Raw genomic sequence first — 17,726 nt, 5'->3', positions numbered from 1 at the left:
TAGCTTCTGAAAATTAGTTACACTCGTAGCAAGTATTTAACTCTAGCGGTTTCAATACATTTTGAAGTTCTGAGTCTGATATATAGCCCTCCTTGGGTGGAGTAAAGCGCAACAACGCGGTTTCATAACAAGCTTTCGCCACGCAGATACGCTCTTGGAGAGTAAGCTCTGCAACAACCTCAACTGTCTCCTCTATATGCTTGACTTCGGCACCAACACCGCTGTGTATTCGCAGCCAGCGTGTAGCATGAGTACCCGGTGCTAGCAAAGCCTGCACACTCTGGATGTACTCCTCTCCTTGAAATGTCCCTAGGCGTTCGGCTGTATAGAAAAAACCAACGCAACCAATTGGATCACTCGTCTGCACGCTTTGGAAGAAGTAATCTACCAAAGCCTGTATAGGAGATGGCACAAGCGCTTGCACTACAGCCTCTGCGTTATATCCCATTGATTGAATATCAAGCAGGGCGAGTCGCTCGTGACCTGCTTCTTCTCTGGCTTTCTGTGCAGCCCATTGTGCCAAACTGTGGCGACCAGATGCAGCAAAGCGGTCTCGCGCTTCCTCCATCAGTCGTGTAGTATGGCGGCTTGAATGGTAGGCACCTGCAAGTCGCCATACCCAACGCGTACGGGTCAGGGCTGGTGGTCTGCTGCTCGACTTTATATCTCTCCAGGCTAATGCTATTGCCTGATCTAAAAGCTTCTGAGTTTTAGCTATGCTGTCTGCGTCTATCTTTTTTGGGGCGATGCGATCCCCGCTTCCCACAGAGGTGGGTTGATGGACGCTAGTGGGGTTTGCAGTCTTCAGCATTACTTTGTCAAGCGCAATACGCACCCGTTCAGTATCAATGAAAAAGTTATTACGCATAGTTTGTTTCCTCGCTTGCGGTTGCACTATATGAGAGAAAGTCACTCGTGGAAAAATTCCTTGCTCAAACTTATCTGGATTGCAGTGGGGATACTCAGATGAGCTTCATAGCCATTCAGCTGTGCTAAACCAAGGGCGAACCTTAGAGAAATCTCACTGAAGTTGCTCGCTGCACTTTTTGAGTGGTAGCCTAGTCAAATTGCGATCCCGATGTAAAAACATCTGCGTTGTTAACGCTTTAGTGATCCCCAGACTTGTTGTAGTAAACGCCACGACGGGACAACCACTAGCAAAGTACGCCTCGGTTGCTGCAAAAGCTGCTCACGCTTCATAATGAATGTGCAGTACGCGTATGTCACTGTGTAGCAGTGCGTGCCATAGCGGTGCGATGCAGAAGCCGCCACCTGAGGCGATCGCACCACCGGAAACACCAAACGCATATTGCACTCCCATATCTTCGAGCACCTTGGCGATCGCAGAGGCGACCGAGACAGGTGCAGGTTGCTGACTTGTTTTGAGAGACACGATGTCCAACTGTGGGTTTGGCTGGACATCTGCAATAGGTGAGGGGGTCAAAGAGGACTCAGATGGTGAGAAAATGCTACATCCAGATGTCTTATTAATCTGCGTAGTCTGATCTGGGGTGAATTCGTTATTGGTATCAAATTTTAACTTTTTAGCTCTATTTTTCTTGGTAGAAAAGGATTTAGTGTTCATAGGAGCAAAATAGATGCATACGGGTTGACAATCGGCTCTACTTATGAAGAGGCTAGAGGAAATCTACCAGGAAGCTTTCACTTATAAGCGGTAGATAGATTGCAGACAGTATGGTTTTTCGCTATTCTGCTTATTCAACTCAAGTGATGTGTATTGCATCTTGGGTAGTGCTTGCTTTGTGGCAAAGCCAACCCAAGATGCAATGAGAAATTGGTCTTGATAAAATCTTTTTCTGTTCTAAAATCTTGGCACCAACTACCCGGTGCTTGTTGCCCCACTCTACAAACTGAAGGAGACTTTACGTCATCGCCAAGGAGGGCACAATGCGATCAGCATCAGAAACGCCCCCAACTACCATCTTCATTCTAATTGCGTAAGATAAAGTCCAAAAAGCCCTTTGGTTGTGGCGCTGGCGGCAGAACCCCGGCACGGACTGTGCCATAGATAGTAAATGAGACATTACCCTACGAATCGTTTATACTCTGTTCTACTAACTGTCAAGCGACAAACCGAATATGTGACGGGGGGGTATCCCAAGGCAGTGTAAAAGAATTAAAAATATCGCAGCATTGTTTATTGGTCATATCAAGCACCCTGGTCAATTTAGTTGGTAAATTGATGTCTCATGCCATTGAGTTTGCTTGCTAAACAAAACTTTAACAACTCAAGTTAACAAACTTACGAGAAAGTTAAGTTTTTTATAAATTTGTTATCTTACTTTACTAACCTGAAATTACCATGTACAAATATACTAAAATCGCCCACAAAGCTTGATACATGGTGGATAGTTAAGTAAGCGGACATAATTAAACGTAGGATGTGTTAGGCACAGCCGTAACGCATCAATTCCTTGAGCAGCATGGGTTACGCTATCGCGCTTCCCATCCTACTAGGATGGTTCATTTTAATTCCACAAACCTACTTAAAACAGTGAACAGTACCAGCCGCAGTAACGCCTGCTATGGTGGGGGATTTAAAAGAGCCACCAACGCTTATGCCTACGGCATGTCTCTTGACGAACGGTGCTCTTGGTGGGGGACTTAAACATGCAAAGGATGAAACTGATAACTGATAACTGGTAACTGTTAAAGCACCTCACCCACAGCTTTCTACCATAGGTTAGAAAAGTTGGGGGTGAAGTTTTGCGTGAATTGTGGCTAATCATGTGGGATGATCAACGCTAGGTAACGCTTCGCCCCCCGCACAACCGGACAACCAAGTTCTCCCCATCGGCTCCCAATATCGCCTACTTTTCGAGTGCGGAGGTACCACTATTGCCCAAATACCAAAAACTTTAGCATAGTAGTCCACCCACTCGGTGACCAGAGAGCAAGCTGCATCGCTAAGGCGGTACAACTTTGTTCAAGTTTTAAGGAGTAGAAGGCAACTGGTATCGAGTTAAATTTAGCAAAGTTAGCCAAAAGAGGAATCTAAATTTGCTATGGGCTGAAAACCGCTGGTGTTACAACTTTGCGTAACGTACAACAAAAAAAACTTAAACTTTTTTCCCTAAGTTTTCTATCTTAACTTGCTTAAACCGAGTCTAAAGATAGAGAATTATGCTAACCAACATCACAGAAGCACCAAAACTCTGTGCTTCTACTCTATCGCCGCGCTCTATCCCCCGGTTCATACAAGGGGGTTTCTCACTCTTTTCAGTGTGTTGTGTGTCTACATTCAGGACAGCTATACTCTTGTTCGCTAAGTTTTTTCGAGTATGAGTTCCACAAATAGGACAAGTTTAACTTGTTCCGTAACAAGAAGTCATATTCGACATAAAAACTATTATAGCATTTCCAGGAAAAAATTAAAAATTTCTAAAAATTTTACTCGCCCATATTCATGTTTCCTGGGAGATTGACGAAAACTCACCTGCCCCGCTCACTCGTGCGTCTGACGACTGGCTTTGTTCGGTAACTAGCTTGAATTCGCCTTGTATGCGTCCTGTCTCCAATCCTTACGGGTTTTAAGCGGGGCTTGTGGAGATTCAAGCTAAATAGAGTGTTATTTCAGCACTACAACCTTGTGCTAAGACTTTCGTAGAGACTTAAAATGACCAAGCAAGCTAACTACTACAATAATCTGTCTGTAGATTATTCACAGCCAAAGCTAGTTTCCAATGAACTAGCAGTAAGACTGGTTGGGAACGCGGAAACATATATCTCTCTACGCGAAGAAATTTTGCCTGAAATTACTCTAGAATACGGTTTAGCCCAAATAGAACAGGAAAACAAAGAATGGTGGCTAACTCACTGTGAAGCACTGCGACAAGGACGAGCAGATATTCTAGCCGATGAATATGCCAATACTCTTGTCTATTTTTGTGCTGACGGATCTTTTTATAACAGAACCGCAGCGATAAATAGAGAAGTACATTGGTGGGCGATTCTTGCTCAACCAGGTGTAACAATGGCTTGGCCCATTGTTATGTTTCATAGTGAAGCCATCTATAGTGAGTGGAATTGTATTGACAATGTAACAAAGGAAATAATTGCAAAGGGAAACGAAACCTTGCTTCGACGTGGGCACAGAGGTGCATGCTACTTAAAAACCGAGCAACTTAGCTTTTACCGCGATGTTTATGCCTCCAATGAATTACTGCATTGGCTCAGGCGTTAACAGCAAATGTAGCAATTTATATCCACAAAGATACAGGGGGACAAGGGTGAGAAATTTTTATTTGTGGTAGCGGTGATTTTGCAAGAACCGATTGATTCAGATTCTTTGACTTGAGAAATCTTTGCGTTCTACTCAAATTCAGGTACATCTGATAGGAGAGTGCAGCGTATTTAACCCAATGGATGAGGGTAATGTTATGGACTCTAATTACTTACTTAGTGGCATCGACTCTTATAACGTTAACATAGCTATTGACACATCAATACTGTCAAACTTTGAAAAGTTTTTGCTTCAGTCCCAACCTCTGCTGAACAATGTCTTCCACTTTATTGAGAAAAACTTTCATAATTCGATTAGTCTTCGGGAGGTAGCTGAGGCAGTCGGTCGCTCCCCTGCCTACCTCACCGACCTTGTACGGCGAGAGACCGGAAAGACTGTGCTCAATTGGATTATGGAACGCCGCATGGCAGAGGCTCGCCGCTTGCTGGTTGAAACTGACCAGTCGGTGGAGCATATTACCGAAGCAGTAGGCTATTTTGATAGACGCCATTTCAGCCGCCAGTTTCTCCGGCTCCACAATGTAACCCCGCAATTGTGGCGAAGGACATATCAAAGCAAGAGTATCCAACAGAAAGCCGCAAATGTGACTGCTGCAGAAGGTCAAAGGCTACAAGCTTGTTGTCAAGAAATTGCTGCGATTCTTAACAAGAATACTGCCTCTGGTGAAGAACTTATCTTAGAAGGCGAAAATGGCTCTGTGGCAAAAATAGGCGATGGTTCGATACAGATAACCTTAGTACCAACTTCCAAATCGTTTTGAAATTATTCTCGACTTTTATTCAGGTCTTTGAGCGTTCCAGTTCAGCATTATCCAATAATCAATTTTTCAATTTGAACGGGAGCATGCCAAATGTTTAAATTTATTGTCATGCTGAATGCAGCGCCAGCAGAATGAAGCATCTTAATCAATTCAGTAGTTCGAGATTCTTCACTCCACTACGTTCCCTATGCCCAGTGGGTACGGCCACGGCTATCGCCTGTACCGTACGACCTCCGGAGGAGGCACGGCACTCGCGTAAGTCCCAAAGAGACACGCTGCGCGAACGGAATGACACGTCTGTTTTTGAAAAATTGGGATGCTTCCATGTGCTGCCCCATTTTCTCCACCAATTGCTTGACATTGGCGGTCGTTTTTTCCCAATCTGAATCGGAAATTTCAATCCCGTAGGCGAGGCAGTTTTCATCCATGCAATTTAATCTACCACCTCAGTAACCCATTTTTGACTGTAGCGTTTCAGATCTTGTGAACGGTTACAATTATATAGCAATAATGCAATACATTCTCCAGCTAAAATTAGCCCTGCTTCTCTGATTTTCTGCTTTTTTTGTAAAAAAGTTTTTCCATCCCAATTCTCTACTTCAGATAATTCTAAAACTTTGGTAACAGTTTCTTTAAAATTATCAAACGATTCGATTAAATTAAGAGTTGCAAAGTTATTTTACTTCACGGTAGGCACCCGCTCATTTCAATTCTGGGCTAGAAATCTGTTTCTCAGGGGAATTCTACCTTTTTTTGTCAACATTGTTACTAGGATATCAATACTTTGTGGAAGCGATCGCCAGTTATCGGTCTCATCCCACTTTTTTGCGTTGCTCCCTATTTCTGCCTGCCTGCACTAGCACAATAGGGTAGGTCTATTCCATACCATCATGTAAGTAGGTCGGCGGAAAAATTACTAAGTATGTAACGAAAGGTTAACAGAAGGATTAGAGTTAAATTTGAAACGTTGTGTAGTGTAGTTTCCTTTTTCTCCTCTAGCTTCAACGCCATCAATGACGGCATATGCACTCGTTGAACTCGTCATCAAACATTTGCCCAGACAGTTCATAATTCTTAAGTTGCTGCCACTCCAATTCAATTGGGTTCATTTCTGAGCAGTATTTGGGTAAAAAGAAGAGATATAAACCCTGACTTTCCCACTTTGACCAGTATTGTTGTACTTGCTTGCATCGATGTATTGAACCATTGTCTTGTACAATTACCCGAATGCGTCCAATGGTTGCAGCCTGTTGTGCCTCCTGCTCCATCATATAGATGTAAGATGTACTACTAAAACTTCCAATTACTAAACCGTAGACAAAACTAATTAAAGGTTGAATTAAGCCGAGAATGCTAAGTCTTCTGCCACGTCGCAAGGGAGTGTTCTAGACGTTTTTGTTCACCCACTGGGTAATATGTGTAACCAGGAATGCTCCACATGCAAAATCCTGATTCATCTAAATACTTCAGGTCAATTTCCCCCACTGCTGCGGCTAACTCCAACATATCCAGGTCTGCTTGTTTTATTTCTCGCGCTACCGGGTCTTGCTTACCCTTATGGCTCCTTCGCGCTCGTTTCCAAATGATCCCCTTTTTTTGAGTACCCGTCTTAGCCTGTCGGGACTCAGTTTGAGCGAGCGATCGCTTTCTAATTTTTGGGCGAGTTGGCGACTATTGTAAGTGCGTGGCTCTTTTTTCAGGCATTCTTCCAAAAATACGATGTCGTCTTCTTTCCACTTAGTTGTTAATCCGCGACCAGGCAACTCCCAGAGCCCTTGCACACCCAGCTTTTGCCATTTATGTAAAACCGTTCTCACTGTTTGCTCAGTCCAATTAAAGTGATCTGCTATTTTTTCCACGTACCAGCCATGTGCATTTAATCTAATGACTTCTGCTCGGTCTTTGACTTTCTGTGGTACTTCCGCAGTTCTGAGGTTGAAGAGGGTTCGGTCTTGTTCACGAGTGAGGAATACCCTTAAACGAGCGCCCATATTACGTTACCTGTATAGATATCTTCTCCGTATTTACTTATCTTTACATAGTTTGAATTTTTTGCGCCGACTTACTTAATCTTCGCGTTGCTAATTATCGGATTTCCCCTGGTTTTTATCACTCTCGGCACCAAGCACGACCGAAAGAATACAAACTAGCTCCAAAATATCTACCCTTGCGAGCATGCTTAGCGCTCTTTAAACTTAATTATTGATAGACTAATCCAAAAATCAACCAAGAGGACTTATCATGTATAAGTTGTACTTAAGAGTGCATATAGCTCTAATAGTCAGCCAAAAGTCAATTACCTTTCTAGTGTAAGTCCAGTCTCAATAGAGGTACAACAAGGTTCCCTGAGTAAGCGATAACAACGGAAGAGAGCATCTTACATTTTTGCACAAAGATATGTCTGGATTTCCCTTGGTTCAACACTAAAACCTTATGGCAGTAGGAACAGGCTATCCTTGTTTATCTGACCTTCACGATTACACGAGTAAAGTGAAAGGCCGAGTTTTTGGTTTCAATTAAAAACCAGGGTTAACGCCCAAAATATAGGGTTGCTAATTAGCAGTATGATTCAGCATAAGTCCTGCAATTATGGCTCAAATTCTTGCTCCTTTGCCTTCTGAGCATTCCGGTCAACTTCTTTGTAGCTACGTTAATGCTACTAACCTTATTCAGGTGATTCGGATCACAAATATTCCAAATTGGTACTTTGAGCGAGTTATTTTCCCAGGACAACATCTCTTGTTTCAAACACTGCCAAATGCTCAACTGGAAATTCATACGGGCATGATGGTCAGTGCAATTCTATCGGATAAGATTCCCTGCAATTGCCTACGTATCAACGAAGAAATTAGCTGCGGAATTGAGGTAAATGACTAATTGACACTCTATAGTGAGAAGAATGGCAAAATGACTGCAACAACACCTAAATATCAGACGAAATTAGCTAGAACGACGTACCAAGTAGAACCGGGAAGTACACATCCTTTGGGTTCGACTCCGGACAAAGACGGAGTAAACTTCTCAATCTTTTCACAGCATGCCACATCTGTCGAATTGCTGTTGTTTGATAAGCATGATGACCCAGAACCTATACAGATTATTAAATTAAACCCAAAAATAAATAAAACATTCCACTTCTGGCATGTCTATGTCAGAGGATTGAAACCCGCCGCTGCCTATGTCTATCGAGTTGACGGTCCTCAGGATTTACACGGGGCAGGATACGGCTTCAACAAAAACAAGGTACTGATTGATCCCTACGCTAAGAGCAATAGCAATGCCCTTTGGAACCGCATCGATGCTTTGGGGTCACAAGACAACCTGACCACCTCGATGCGCAGTGTAGTCATCGATATCTCAGATTATGACTGGGAAGGTGACCGTCCCCTCAACCGACCAATGAGTGAAACCATCATTTATGAAGTGCATGTTGGCGGATTTACTAAGTCACCTTCCTCAGGCTGCAAAGATCCCGGTACTTTTTATGGAATCATCGAGAAGATCCCTTACCTGAAAGAGTTAGGAATAACAGCTGTTGAATTGTTGCCGATATTTGACTTTGATGAAAAGGACTTTATCGGAGAAGTTAACGGCAAACTACTGAAAGACTACTGGGGATACAACCCGCTCAGCTTTTTTGCTCCTGAAACTTCGTATTGTGCTTCTCCTTGTGAAAGAAGCCCCATTAGGGAGTTTCGGAATATGGTCAAGGCATTACATAAAGCTGGGATCGAGGTCATCCTGGATGTGGTCTTTAACCACACCAACGAAGGGAATCATCAGGGCCCAACCATTAACTTCAAAGGCCTTGATAATAGCGTCTACTATCACCTCGTACCCCACGATAAGCAGTACTACATGGACTACTCCGGGTGTGGGAATACCCTCAACTGCAACCACCCTATGGTGAGTAAATTGATTGTGGATTGTCTGAAATTTTGGGTGAGAGAAATGCACGTTGATGGCTTCCGGTTTGATGAAGCTTCTATCCTAGCTCGTGGGCAGGACGGATTACCAATCGAGCAACCACCAGTACTTTGGCAGATTGAAACATCCGAAGTCCTAGCTCAGACCAAAATCATTGCTGAGGCTTGGGATGCCGGCGGACTCTATCAAATTGGTACATTCCCTGGATATCGTTACGCAGAATGGAACGGACACTTCCGAGACAACATCCGGCGCTTTGTCAAAGGAGATCCAGGACTGGTCGGCGCAGTCGCCTGGCGCCTTGCCGGAAGTGCCGATCTTTACCAAAGCAGCGGCCATTTACCGATCAACAGTATCAATTTCATCACTTGTCATGATGGGTTCACCCTCAATGATTTGGTCTCGTACAACGACAAGTACAATGAAGCCAATGGTGAAGACAATCGGGATGGCATCAATGAAAATTTGAGCTGGAATTGTGGGGTTGAAGGAGAGACTGAAGATCCAGAAATCGATGCATTGCGTCGGCGACAAATTAAAAATTTCGCAGCCATTCTCTTGCTGTCCCTGGGCGTACCAATGATTCTGGCTGGTGATGAAGTCAGACGCACGCAAAAGGGCAACAATAATGCTTACTGCCAGGATAATGAGATTAGTTGGTTTGACTGGAATCTTGTGGAGAAGAACTCGGATATATTCAGGTTCTTCAAGCTAATGATCGGTTTCCGCAAGTCCTATTGTCATCCTGCCTTACGTCGCCGCTATTTCTTCAATGGCGAAGTGAATGAGCGCGATCTAGCAGACATCTCTTGGCATAGCTGTAAGTTGTTTAACCCAGGTTGGGACGACCCTCATGCCAAAGTTCTTGCATTTACTGTAGGGGGCTTTGAAGGGTCGGCAGATATTCACGTCATGCTCAATATGTACTGCGAAAATCTCCACTTTGAACTTCCCTTTCTTCAGGATAGGGAATGGTACAAAGTTGTAGACACTGCTGAGTCTTCCCCCATGGATATTGTGGAACCGGGTCAGGAGATTATGGTTTCAGATCATGCCTGTCTTGTTAAAGGCTATAGCGTTGTCGTTCTAATTTCCAAATAGTTTCCAAATAGCTAATTTCTACAAATAGAGGAAATTCAATGAGTAACATGGGCTTCTCGTTTTCAGATTCGATCGCTGGTTATATTACTGATTTTGACTCACAAAAGGGAGCTTTTGGTACTTTCGACCTCAACACGTCAGATGGCAGGAAAATTGAGGTAGCATTAACTTCAATGACCTCTGCTGAGCTGGTGCGCAATCTTGGAGAGCCTTACTACGATTGTATTAACCAAATTGGATCAATGCTTGTCCCAAATCGGTATCTCTTCGTGTATGGCATTTTCTATCTTGAGGCGGATCAGTACAAATTTGAAGGCAAACATATAGTCTTTCTGGGCAGAACAGAAAGTGAGTATGTTTTTGAAAAACCAAATTGGTGGGTCAAGCAGATACAAAGCCTTGCCAATTTTTATCTAAAAGCGCAGTTCATTGATGGGGAAATTGATTATCGTAATTATCGCACGGAGCTAAGCTGGGTTGGTACAAAGCGAGGAACCAATCGTCAGGAAACCGACACCATTTCGCGTCTGGTTTACGGTTTCGCCACAGCCTACTTGATGACTGGGGAAGACCGTTACCTAGAGGCTGCCGAAAAAGGGACTGAATACTTGCGTGAACACATGCGTTTTCTCGATGAGGGCGAAGGAATTTGCTATTGGTACCACGCTGTTGACGTGAAACCTGATGGCAGCGAGCAGAAAATATTTTCCTCAGAATTTGGGGATGATTATGATGCTATCCCAGCTTATGAGCAGATTTATGCACTGGCTGGCCTTACCCAGACCTACCGGGTAACAGGCGATCCACGCATTATGAATGACATTGAGTTGACCATCAATCTGTTTAACAAATATTTCCTGGACAAAACGGACAAAGGGGGGTTTTTCTCACACATTGATCCGATTACCCTCAGTCCCCACTGCCAGTCTTTGAACCATAACCGGGCGAAAAAGAACTGGAACTCGGTAGGAGACCATGCCCCAGCCTATCTAATCAATCTCTGGCTGGCGACAGGTAAGGACGAATACGCCGATTTGCTTGAGTACACATTTGACACAATTGAAAAGCGTTTCCCAGATTACGATCATAGCCCGTTTGTTCAGGAACGTTTTCATGAGGATTGGAGCCACGACAAGACTTGGGGATGGCAGCAGAACCGAGCAGTTGTGGGCCACAACCTCAAAATTGCTTGGAACCTCATGCGTATGCACCACCTGAAACCAAAAGAAAAGTATGCAGCCCTGGCCGAAAAGATTGCAAGAATTATGCCTGCAGTTGGTAGCGACCAACAGCGTGGGGGGTGGTATGATGTCGTGGAACGCATACTAGAACCAGGGCAAGAGGTACACCGCTTTGTATGGCATAACCGCAAGGCTTGGTGGCAGCAGGAACAGGCTATCTTAGCCTACCTGGTCCTGGCTGGCTCACTTGAAAACCCTGAGTATCAAAGGTTGGGTCGTGAATCGGCAGCTTTTTATAACTCTTACTTCCTTGATACCGAAGTTGGAGGTATCTACTTCAATGTTTTTGCCAATGGACTTCCTTACCTACTGGGAAGAACTGAGCGAGGCAAAGGCAGCCACGCGATGAGCGGTTACCACTCGTTCGAGTTGGCCTACTTGGCTTGTGTCTATACAAACCTGCTGATTACTAAACAGCCGATGGATCTGTACTTCAAACCGAAGCCAGGAGGCTTTAAGGACAACATCCTGCGGGTTGGGCCAGATATTCTTCCACCTGGCAGCGTGCGCATTGGCGAAGTATGGATTAATGGGCAACTGTATTCGGATTTTAATGCCGAAAGCCTGACTGTCAAACTGCCATCTACTCAAGACGAACTGAAAGTTCGAGTGAGGCTTCTTCCCACTCAGGTATTTTTTAACGCAACTCTGCTAGATGTAATTGAAGGTACTGCCAAGATATCTTTGACTGGCTTACTGGATGCAAGTGCTGTACAACTGCTTCAAGAAGAGTTGCAAAAAGCAACGCAAAAGCCAATCAAACGCCTCGTCTTGTTGCTACAAAACCTGGAATGTATAACCAGTGCTGGTCTGCGGGCCCTCATTTTCACTAAGCAAAAGCTGGGTGCCGATGTTGAAATCTATGTAATTGGTGCACCTGAGCATGTGTTGCATTTCCTCAAGATGAGTGCATTCTGCGAGGGCGTCACCGTGTTGGATAAGTATGAGAGTGTCGAGATGGCAAGTGTATAGGTTGTATTGCAATTCTTAAATGAAGTGCACCTAAATTAAAGGAGTCAGGAGTCAGAATATTGGAACTCCTAACTCCTGACTTTTGTCTTCTGACTCCTTAAGCCTGAACGTATTGCAGGCAATTGAGAACCGCTAGCTATATTGCAAAAACTTTTTAAGGAGCGATTGTGGCTAATCCTGTACTAGCTAAACCTGCACTGCTTACGATAGACGACGACCCTGAAGTTCTGCGGTCAGTAGAGCGTGACCTCCGAACCGAGTACGGCACGCGCTTCCGGGTACTGCGAGCGGACTCAGGTGCAACAGCCTTGAAGGTGCTACAAAAGCTGAAACTACGCAATCTGCCAGTGGCGCTGTTGCTGGTAGATCAGAGGATGCCGCAGATGAGTGGCGTGGAGTTCCTTGAACAAGCAATGGAACTTTTTTCCGAGGCTAAACAGGTCTTGCTGACGGCGTATGCTGACACCGATGCTGCTATCCGTGCCATCAACACTGTGAAGATTGATTACTACTTGTTGAAACCATGGAACCCCCCTGAAGAGCGCTTGTACCCCGTTCTGAATGATTTGCTCGATGACTGGCTTTCATCGTTCCGTCCCCTGTTTGCAGGGATTCGCGTCATTGGCAACCGCTGGTCGCCTAAGTCACATCAAACCAAAGACTTCTTGGGTCGCAATCAAGTGCCCTATCAGTGGTTGGACATCGAGACACATGAAGAGGCGCGCCGCCTAGTTATATACGCCGAGTGTGATAATACGCAACAGCTGCCGCTTGTACTCTTTCCTGACGGTTCACGTCTCATACAGCCGACGAACGTCCAAATTGGTGAGAAAATTGGGCTGAAGACGCAGGCTGAACGACCGTTCTACGACCTGGTCATCGTGGGCGCTGGACCTGCTGGCCTGGCAGCAGCGGTCTATGGGGCATCTGAAGGGCTAAGCACGGTGATGATTGAACGAGAGGCTCCAGGGGGGCAGGCGGGGTCGAGTTCCCGCATCGAAAACTACTTGGGCTTTCCAGTTGGACTTAGTGGAGGGGACTTGGCTAGGCGTGCCGTGGCTCAGGCTAGACGATTTGGCGTGGAGATCCTCACACCTCAAGAGGCGACTGGTGTTCGCGTGGAGCGCCCCTATCGGATTGTCACCCTGGCGGATGGGAGCGAGATCAGCTGTCACGCGCTGATGATTGCGACCGGCGTGACGTGGCGGAAGCTCAACATGCCCGGTATCGAACGGCTGACTGGGGCTGGCGTGTACTACGGTGCAGCGCAGACCGAAGCGATCGCCTGTAGCGGTGAAGAGGTCTATATCGTCGGTGGGGCGAACTCGGCTGGACAGGCGGCGATGTACTTTTCTAAGTACGCCCGCAAAGTAACCATTCTAGTACGCGGCGACTCCCTCGCTAAAAGCATGTCACAGTACCTGATTGAGCAGATTTCGGCGACAGACAACATCATAGTAAAGGTGCATTCCAGTGTCGTCGAGGTCAAAGGTGAGACTAGCCTGGAGGCGATCGCGATCGCTAATATCGTCACTGACGAGAAGCAAACTGTTCCCGCAACTTCGCTGTTCATCTTTATCGGTGCGCTGCCGCGTACCGATTGGTTGGATGGTATTGTGGAGCGAGATAAACAAGGGTTTATCCTGTCTGGATCTGACTTGATGCGCGAACGGCGTTGCCCTAAAGGATGGACCCTGGATCGTGACCCCTTTTTACTTGAGACGAGTGTACCCGGCATCTTCGTCGCTGGAGATGTGCGTTATGGGTCGGTAAAGCGAGTCGCTTCCGGGGTGGGCGAAGGTGCGATCGCCGTTCAGTTCATCCATCAATATCTTAGCAAGGTGTAATTATGTTGGACGCTTTGCGCTCTTGTTCGCTCTTTGCACAATTGACAGATGAGCAATTGCAATGGTTGTCTGAACACGGTCACGAACTCTGGCTGGTTCCAGGAGAATACTTATCCCTTGAAGGAGAACCGTTAGACAATTTTTATGTGCTGATAGAAGGCGAGATTGAGCTAACAAAAAAGGTTGGCAATGTGGAAAGGCATGTGATGACCTTTGGTCCTGGAACATATACGGGTCATGAGTTGATTTTATTAAACAGACCCTATATTGCCAATGCGCAGGCCGTGAAAGCAAGCTATCTGTTGAAATGGGACACAAAAACTTTCTGGGAAATGCTCACAATCTGTCCTTCGATTACACGTGACCTTCTGAGCATTACAGCGCAACGGGTGCAAATCCTGGAGACAACGTCACAGCACCACGAAAAGCTAATTGCACTCGGCACCTTAGCTGCTGGTCTTGCCCACGAGCTGAATAACCCAGTTACAGCGGTCTCCCGAAGTGCCTCGCACTTGCAGGAGATATTTCAACAGTTGCTATCCTTTGCACTCAAGCTTAATCAAAAGCAGATGACACAAGAGCAGCTTTTGTTTCTTGACAACTTGCTGCGCAACGCGCTCGCACGTCCCGAAACATCATCCCACCTAGATCCACTGACGCAGATTGACCGGGAGGAGGAGGTCACAGCCTGGTTGGACTCACACAACGTGCCTGATAGCTGGAAAATCGCCCCCACCCTAGTTTGGGCAGGATTGGGCACTCAATCGCTGGATACCATTGTGGAGCAGTTGACCACTGAATCTGAATTGCTCGGCAAAGTGCTGACTTGGCTCGAGGCAACGGTGACAGGGGTTAATTTGTTGCACGAGATCGACAAAAGCTCGGGGCGCATCTCCGAACTGGTCAAAGCAATCAAAGAGTACTCGTATATGGACCAGGCTCCGATGCAGGAGGTGGATGTACACCACGGTCTCGAAAATACGCTGACTATTCTGGGTCATAAGCTCAAGTGCGGTATAACTGTAAGGCGCGATTATGACCGGAGCTTGCCACTCATCTGTGCCTATGGTAGTGAACTCAACCAAGTGTGGACCAACCTAATTGACAATGCCATCGATGCAATGGGTGGACAGGGACAAATCTGCATTCGCACAGCACGAGAGAATAACTGCTGCATACTGGTGGAGATTACCGACAACGGTCCAGGCATTTTGCCAGAGATTCAAGGGCGCATTTTCGAGCCGTTCTTTACCACTAAGGGGGTGGGTAAGGGAACCGGCTTAGGTCTGGTCATTAGCTACAGGATTGTTGAGAAGCATAAAGGCGAAATCTACTTGTTTTCCGAATCAGGAAACACCCGCTTTCAGATTATTTTACCCATTTTAGCGGACAAGGATATCTTTCTAAAACAATCAGCAAAGCGCACTTAAGGATCATCTGATACAATGTAAATGCCCTTTGCAAGCATTATTGGAATCTCCCAGAGAGCAAAGAGGCATTTATTGTTTATTTAATATATTACCACAAATAGAGGTTTTTCTGTGACGCGGAACTTTTCTAGGATCATTTTAAGTCGGGAATTGTGACCAGGATATTGTCAAATTAACTGAAGGCTCGCAATATACAGCACAAGAAAACAACCACAACATGTAGCAAGCAAAACTATGGATATTGCAGAACTGACAGCAGCCCTCAAGGAATTGAGAAATGAAGCGCTCTCCGAACTAACCAGACACAGGGATACGACTAAAGACATTTGGGGTTTTTCTGCCGAGATCCTAGAAGTTATTGAGAAATGGTATGCAATGGGACATCAAGTCATAGTCGAAGCTTTCCCTACAATTCACCCTGAGATTGAGTTCACCCACAAGCAAGCCCATCAAATCTTACGTAACTATAGGACCTTGACTGAAGGTCTGCTCACAGAATTTAAAAAGGCGATGGAACTGGCAGCCCAAAACTACTGATTGGGCATGAGCAGAGAGTCTAAAAAACTAGGGGAGATTCTGAGAACTGTGGGTAAAGATTTGTCTATAGGTATGATACGATGTAGTCAATCTAATTCATAATTAATAATTACCAATTGATAATTAGAACCCCATGCATAAATGCCGGGGCTTGAACTCAGGAATAAATTGATTTTTATCCATCATAAATTGAGGGGCTTGTACCAAAAATTATGAATTCATAATTCATAATTATTTGGTCAGTCCTTTGAGGTCTTGCTCTAGATGGATTAGACACTTCTGTTTTGCTACTGCTTGGGGATCATAGGCACTAAAACAATCACTACCTTCTTCAAAAATAGTTAATTCTTTTGGCTGGCACTGCTTAAATTGAATACGAATTTCTTCATATCCCTCCTCTTCTAGATCCTCAATGTAGCCAGGTAGAAACCATTGAGCTTCCTGCGGACTTAAAAAAGGTCCAAAGTAGTAGGTACAGCAGGGCTGCTTAGTGGTAATTTCCACCCACAAGGCAAATTCCAAATGCTCATCTTTAAAGGTTGTTGTCAAATTCATGGGGTGTTCCCGAAAGTTCAAGGTATGACTATAAAGTGAGGTAAGTAGGTCGGTCTAAATAAACATCTAGTGTGGAGTTAGGGAAGGGGCTATGGGTTTTCTTCCATTGCGTATTACCCCGTGGCTCTTGCCTATTGCCTTATATCGGGAGTGCAGTTTTTTTGTGCCTACCCACCCAGGGACTTTTTTTAAGTCTTTGATCATTAAGTTTAAGGAACGCGAAACATGACCGCAAGAACCGATCTTTCGGAGCAAGTTTGCATTGTTTCGGTTTTCCAAACGGTTTTTTCTCGCGGTAAGTGTAGGCAATCAAACCCCCAATCAGGTTGACTATGAAGTTAAACACACGCTCGTTGTCGGGAATGCGAGTGGCTGAGCAATGTTCGTAAACTGGCCGCTGGTCGTTGACTGTCTCAACAAATGATCGCAATGAATCGCCAGATGAAGCTAGCTCGGCATCAAGTAGACAAGTAGAACCGAAACAATGCAAACTTGTTCCGAAAAATCGACCCTTGTGGTCGTGTTTGGCGTTCCTTAAACTTAATGAGCAAAGACTTAAGAAAAAGTCACTCTTCTTTTCCAGTTAAGAATCTAGTGTTCTTGAGGAAATTTAACCAATGAAATACAAAAATGCAGTTTTGGATGACAAAGAACTTCAAGAGGGTTTAAAAGGTATCAACCCGAAGTTTGGTGACTTTGTTACGAGGATAGCAGGTGAAGCATGGGGCAGACCATTAATTGACCAAAAGACCAAAGCTCTAATCACCATTGCAGTTGATGTTGTGAATCAGGACCATACAGGTTCCGGCAATCCTTTTGCAGCACATGTGAATATGGCTCTCAAGCAAGGAGCCACGAGGGCGGAAATCGAGGAGATACTTTTGTTCATGTGCGTTTATGCAGGATTCAATAAAGCAGCAGGTTGCTTCGGTACCCTGAATGAAATTCTAGGTTCTCAATCTTAAAATTATACAGAATTAATCGCTTAATTTTGAGGATGCGCAAATGCGGTTCACTTTAACTCTCCGGGCTGTTCGCGTAGCTTAATTCGGTTATTCTGATGCAAACAAAGAGGTATTGGACAAATGATAT

The 17,726-nt window shown here is 45.1% G+C and carries 13 protein-coding genes and 2 pseudogenes; 9 read left to right on the top strand and 6 right to left on the bottom strand.

The genetic code is table 11. The features are described 5' to 3' along the window. Positions 1-13 precede the first annotated feature (13 nt). The 3 genes from AACT52_RS32140 to AACT52_RS32130 all read right to left on the bottom strand — a co-directional run bounded on the left by AACT52_RS32140 (position 14) and on the right by AACT52_RS32130 (position 2,045). Entirely contained in the window at positions 14-868 is an 855-nt protein-coding gene (locus AACT52_RS32140; RefSeq protein WP_073634682.1) for a hypothetical protein, read from the bottom strand. A 321-nt stretch (positions 869-1,189) separates the two neighbouring features. Further along, positions 1,190-1,585, bottom strand: a complete 396-nt coding sequence (locus tag AACT52_RS32135; RefSeq protein WP_073634681.1) for a hypothetical protein — start codon at positions 1,583-1,585, stop codon at positions 1,190-1,192. Between the two features lie 298 nt (positions 1,586-1,883). After that, on the bottom strand, positions 1,884-2,045 hold the full coding sequence (locus AACT52_RS32130) for a hypothetical protein (RefSeq protein WP_158054851.1): 162 nt from the start codon (positions 2,043-2,045) through the stop codon (positions 1,884-1,886). Between the two features lie 1,592 nt (positions 2,046-3,637). Here AACT52_RS32130 and AACT52_RS32125 point away from each other — a divergent pair. Next, positions 3,638-4,204, top strand: a complete 567-nt coding sequence (locus AACT52_RS32125; RefSeq protein WP_073634680.1) for a hypothetical protein — start codon at positions 3,638-3,640, stop codon at positions 4,202-4,204. Positions 4,205-4,400: 196 nt separating this feature from the next. Continuing rightward, the gene (locus tag AACT52_RS32120; RefSeq protein ID WP_083630671.1) at positions 4,401-5,024 is read left to right on the top strand and encodes a helix-turn-helix domain-containing protein; all 624 of its coding nucleotides are present in this window, start codon (positions 4,401-4,403) and stop codon (positions 5,022-5,024) included. A 145-nt stretch (positions 5,025-5,169) separates the two neighbouring features. Here the strand turns inward: AACT52_RS32120 and AACT52_RS32115 are convergent, their stop codons facing one another. Then, complete coding sequence (locus tag AACT52_RS32115; protein WP_158054849.1) at positions 5,170-5,448, bottom strand: hypothetical protein; 279 nt, start codon at positions 5,446-5,448, stop codon at positions 5,170-5,172. Between the two features lie 586 nt (positions 5,449-6,034). Continuing rightward, positions 6,035-7,015: pseudogene (locus tag AACT52_RS32110) on the bottom strand (IS630 family transposase). Between the two features lie 598 nt (positions 7,016-7,613). Here AACT52_RS32110 and AACT52_RS32105 point away from each other — a divergent pair. From AACT52_RS32105 to AACT52_RS32080, 6 genes and pseudogenes are all read left to right on the top strand, one after another. Then, a pseudogene (locus AACT52_RS32105) lies at positions 7,614-7,889 on the top strand (DUF1830 domain-containing protein); the annotation flags it as partial. Between the two features lie 42 nt (positions 7,890-7,931). After that, a complete protein-coding gene (glgX, locus tag AACT52_RS32100; RefSeq protein ID WP_073634676.1) occupies positions 7,932-10,052 on the top strand; it encodes a glycogen debranching protein GlgX in 2,121 nt (706 codons plus the stop codon). A 38-nt stretch (positions 10,053-10,090) separates the two neighbouring features. Next, complete coding sequence (locus tag AACT52_RS32095; protein WP_073634675.1) at positions 10,091-12,265, top strand: AGE family epimerase/isomerase; 2,175 nt, start codon at positions 10,091-10,093, stop codon at positions 12,263-12,265. A 167-nt stretch (positions 12,266-12,432) separates the two neighbouring features. Beyond that, positions 12,433-14,112: a response regulator gene (locus AACT52_RS32090; protein WP_073634674.1), complete on the top strand. Its 1,680-nt coding sequence runs from the start codon at positions 12,433-12,435 to the stop codon at positions 14,110-14,112. A 2-nt stretch (positions 14,113-14,114) separates the two neighbouring features. Continuing rightward, on the top strand, positions 14,115-15,542 hold the full coding sequence (locus AACT52_RS32085) for an ATP-binding protein (RefSeq protein WP_073634673.1): 1,428 nt from the start codon (positions 14,115-14,117) through the stop codon (positions 15,540-15,542). Positions 15,543-15,776: 234 nt separating this feature from the next. Next, a complete protein-coding gene (locus tag AACT52_RS32080) occupies positions 15,777-16,079 on the top strand; it encodes a hypothetical protein (RefSeq protein WP_073634672.1) in 303 nt (100 codons plus the stop codon). 231 nt (positions 16,080-16,310) lie between these two features. Here the strand turns inward: AACT52_RS32080 and AACT52_RS32075 are convergent, their stop codons facing one another. Then, positions 16,311-16,634: a DUF1816 domain-containing protein gene (locus AACT52_RS32075; protein ID WP_073634671.1), complete on the bottom strand. Its 324-nt coding sequence runs from the start codon at positions 16,632-16,634 to the stop codon at positions 16,311-16,313. A 617-nt stretch (positions 16,635-17,251) separates the two neighbouring features. Here AACT52_RS32075 and AACT52_RS32070 point away from each other — a divergent pair. Then, positions 17,252-17,599, top strand: coding sequence for a carboxymuconolactone decarboxylase family protein (locus tag AACT52_RS32070; protein WP_073634670.1), 348 nt, complete (start codon positions 17,252-17,254; stop codon positions 17,597-17,599). The last annotated feature ends 127 nt before the right edge of the window (positions 17,600-17,726 follow it).

This window comes from Scytonema sp. HK-05, from assembly GCF_963872035.1.
In the GTDB taxonomy this organism is placed as follows: Bacteria; Cyanobacteriota; Cyanobacteriia; order Cyanobacteriales; family Nostocaceae; genus Kalymmatonema.
This window is presented reverse-complemented; position numbering and strand designations above follow the sequence as displayed.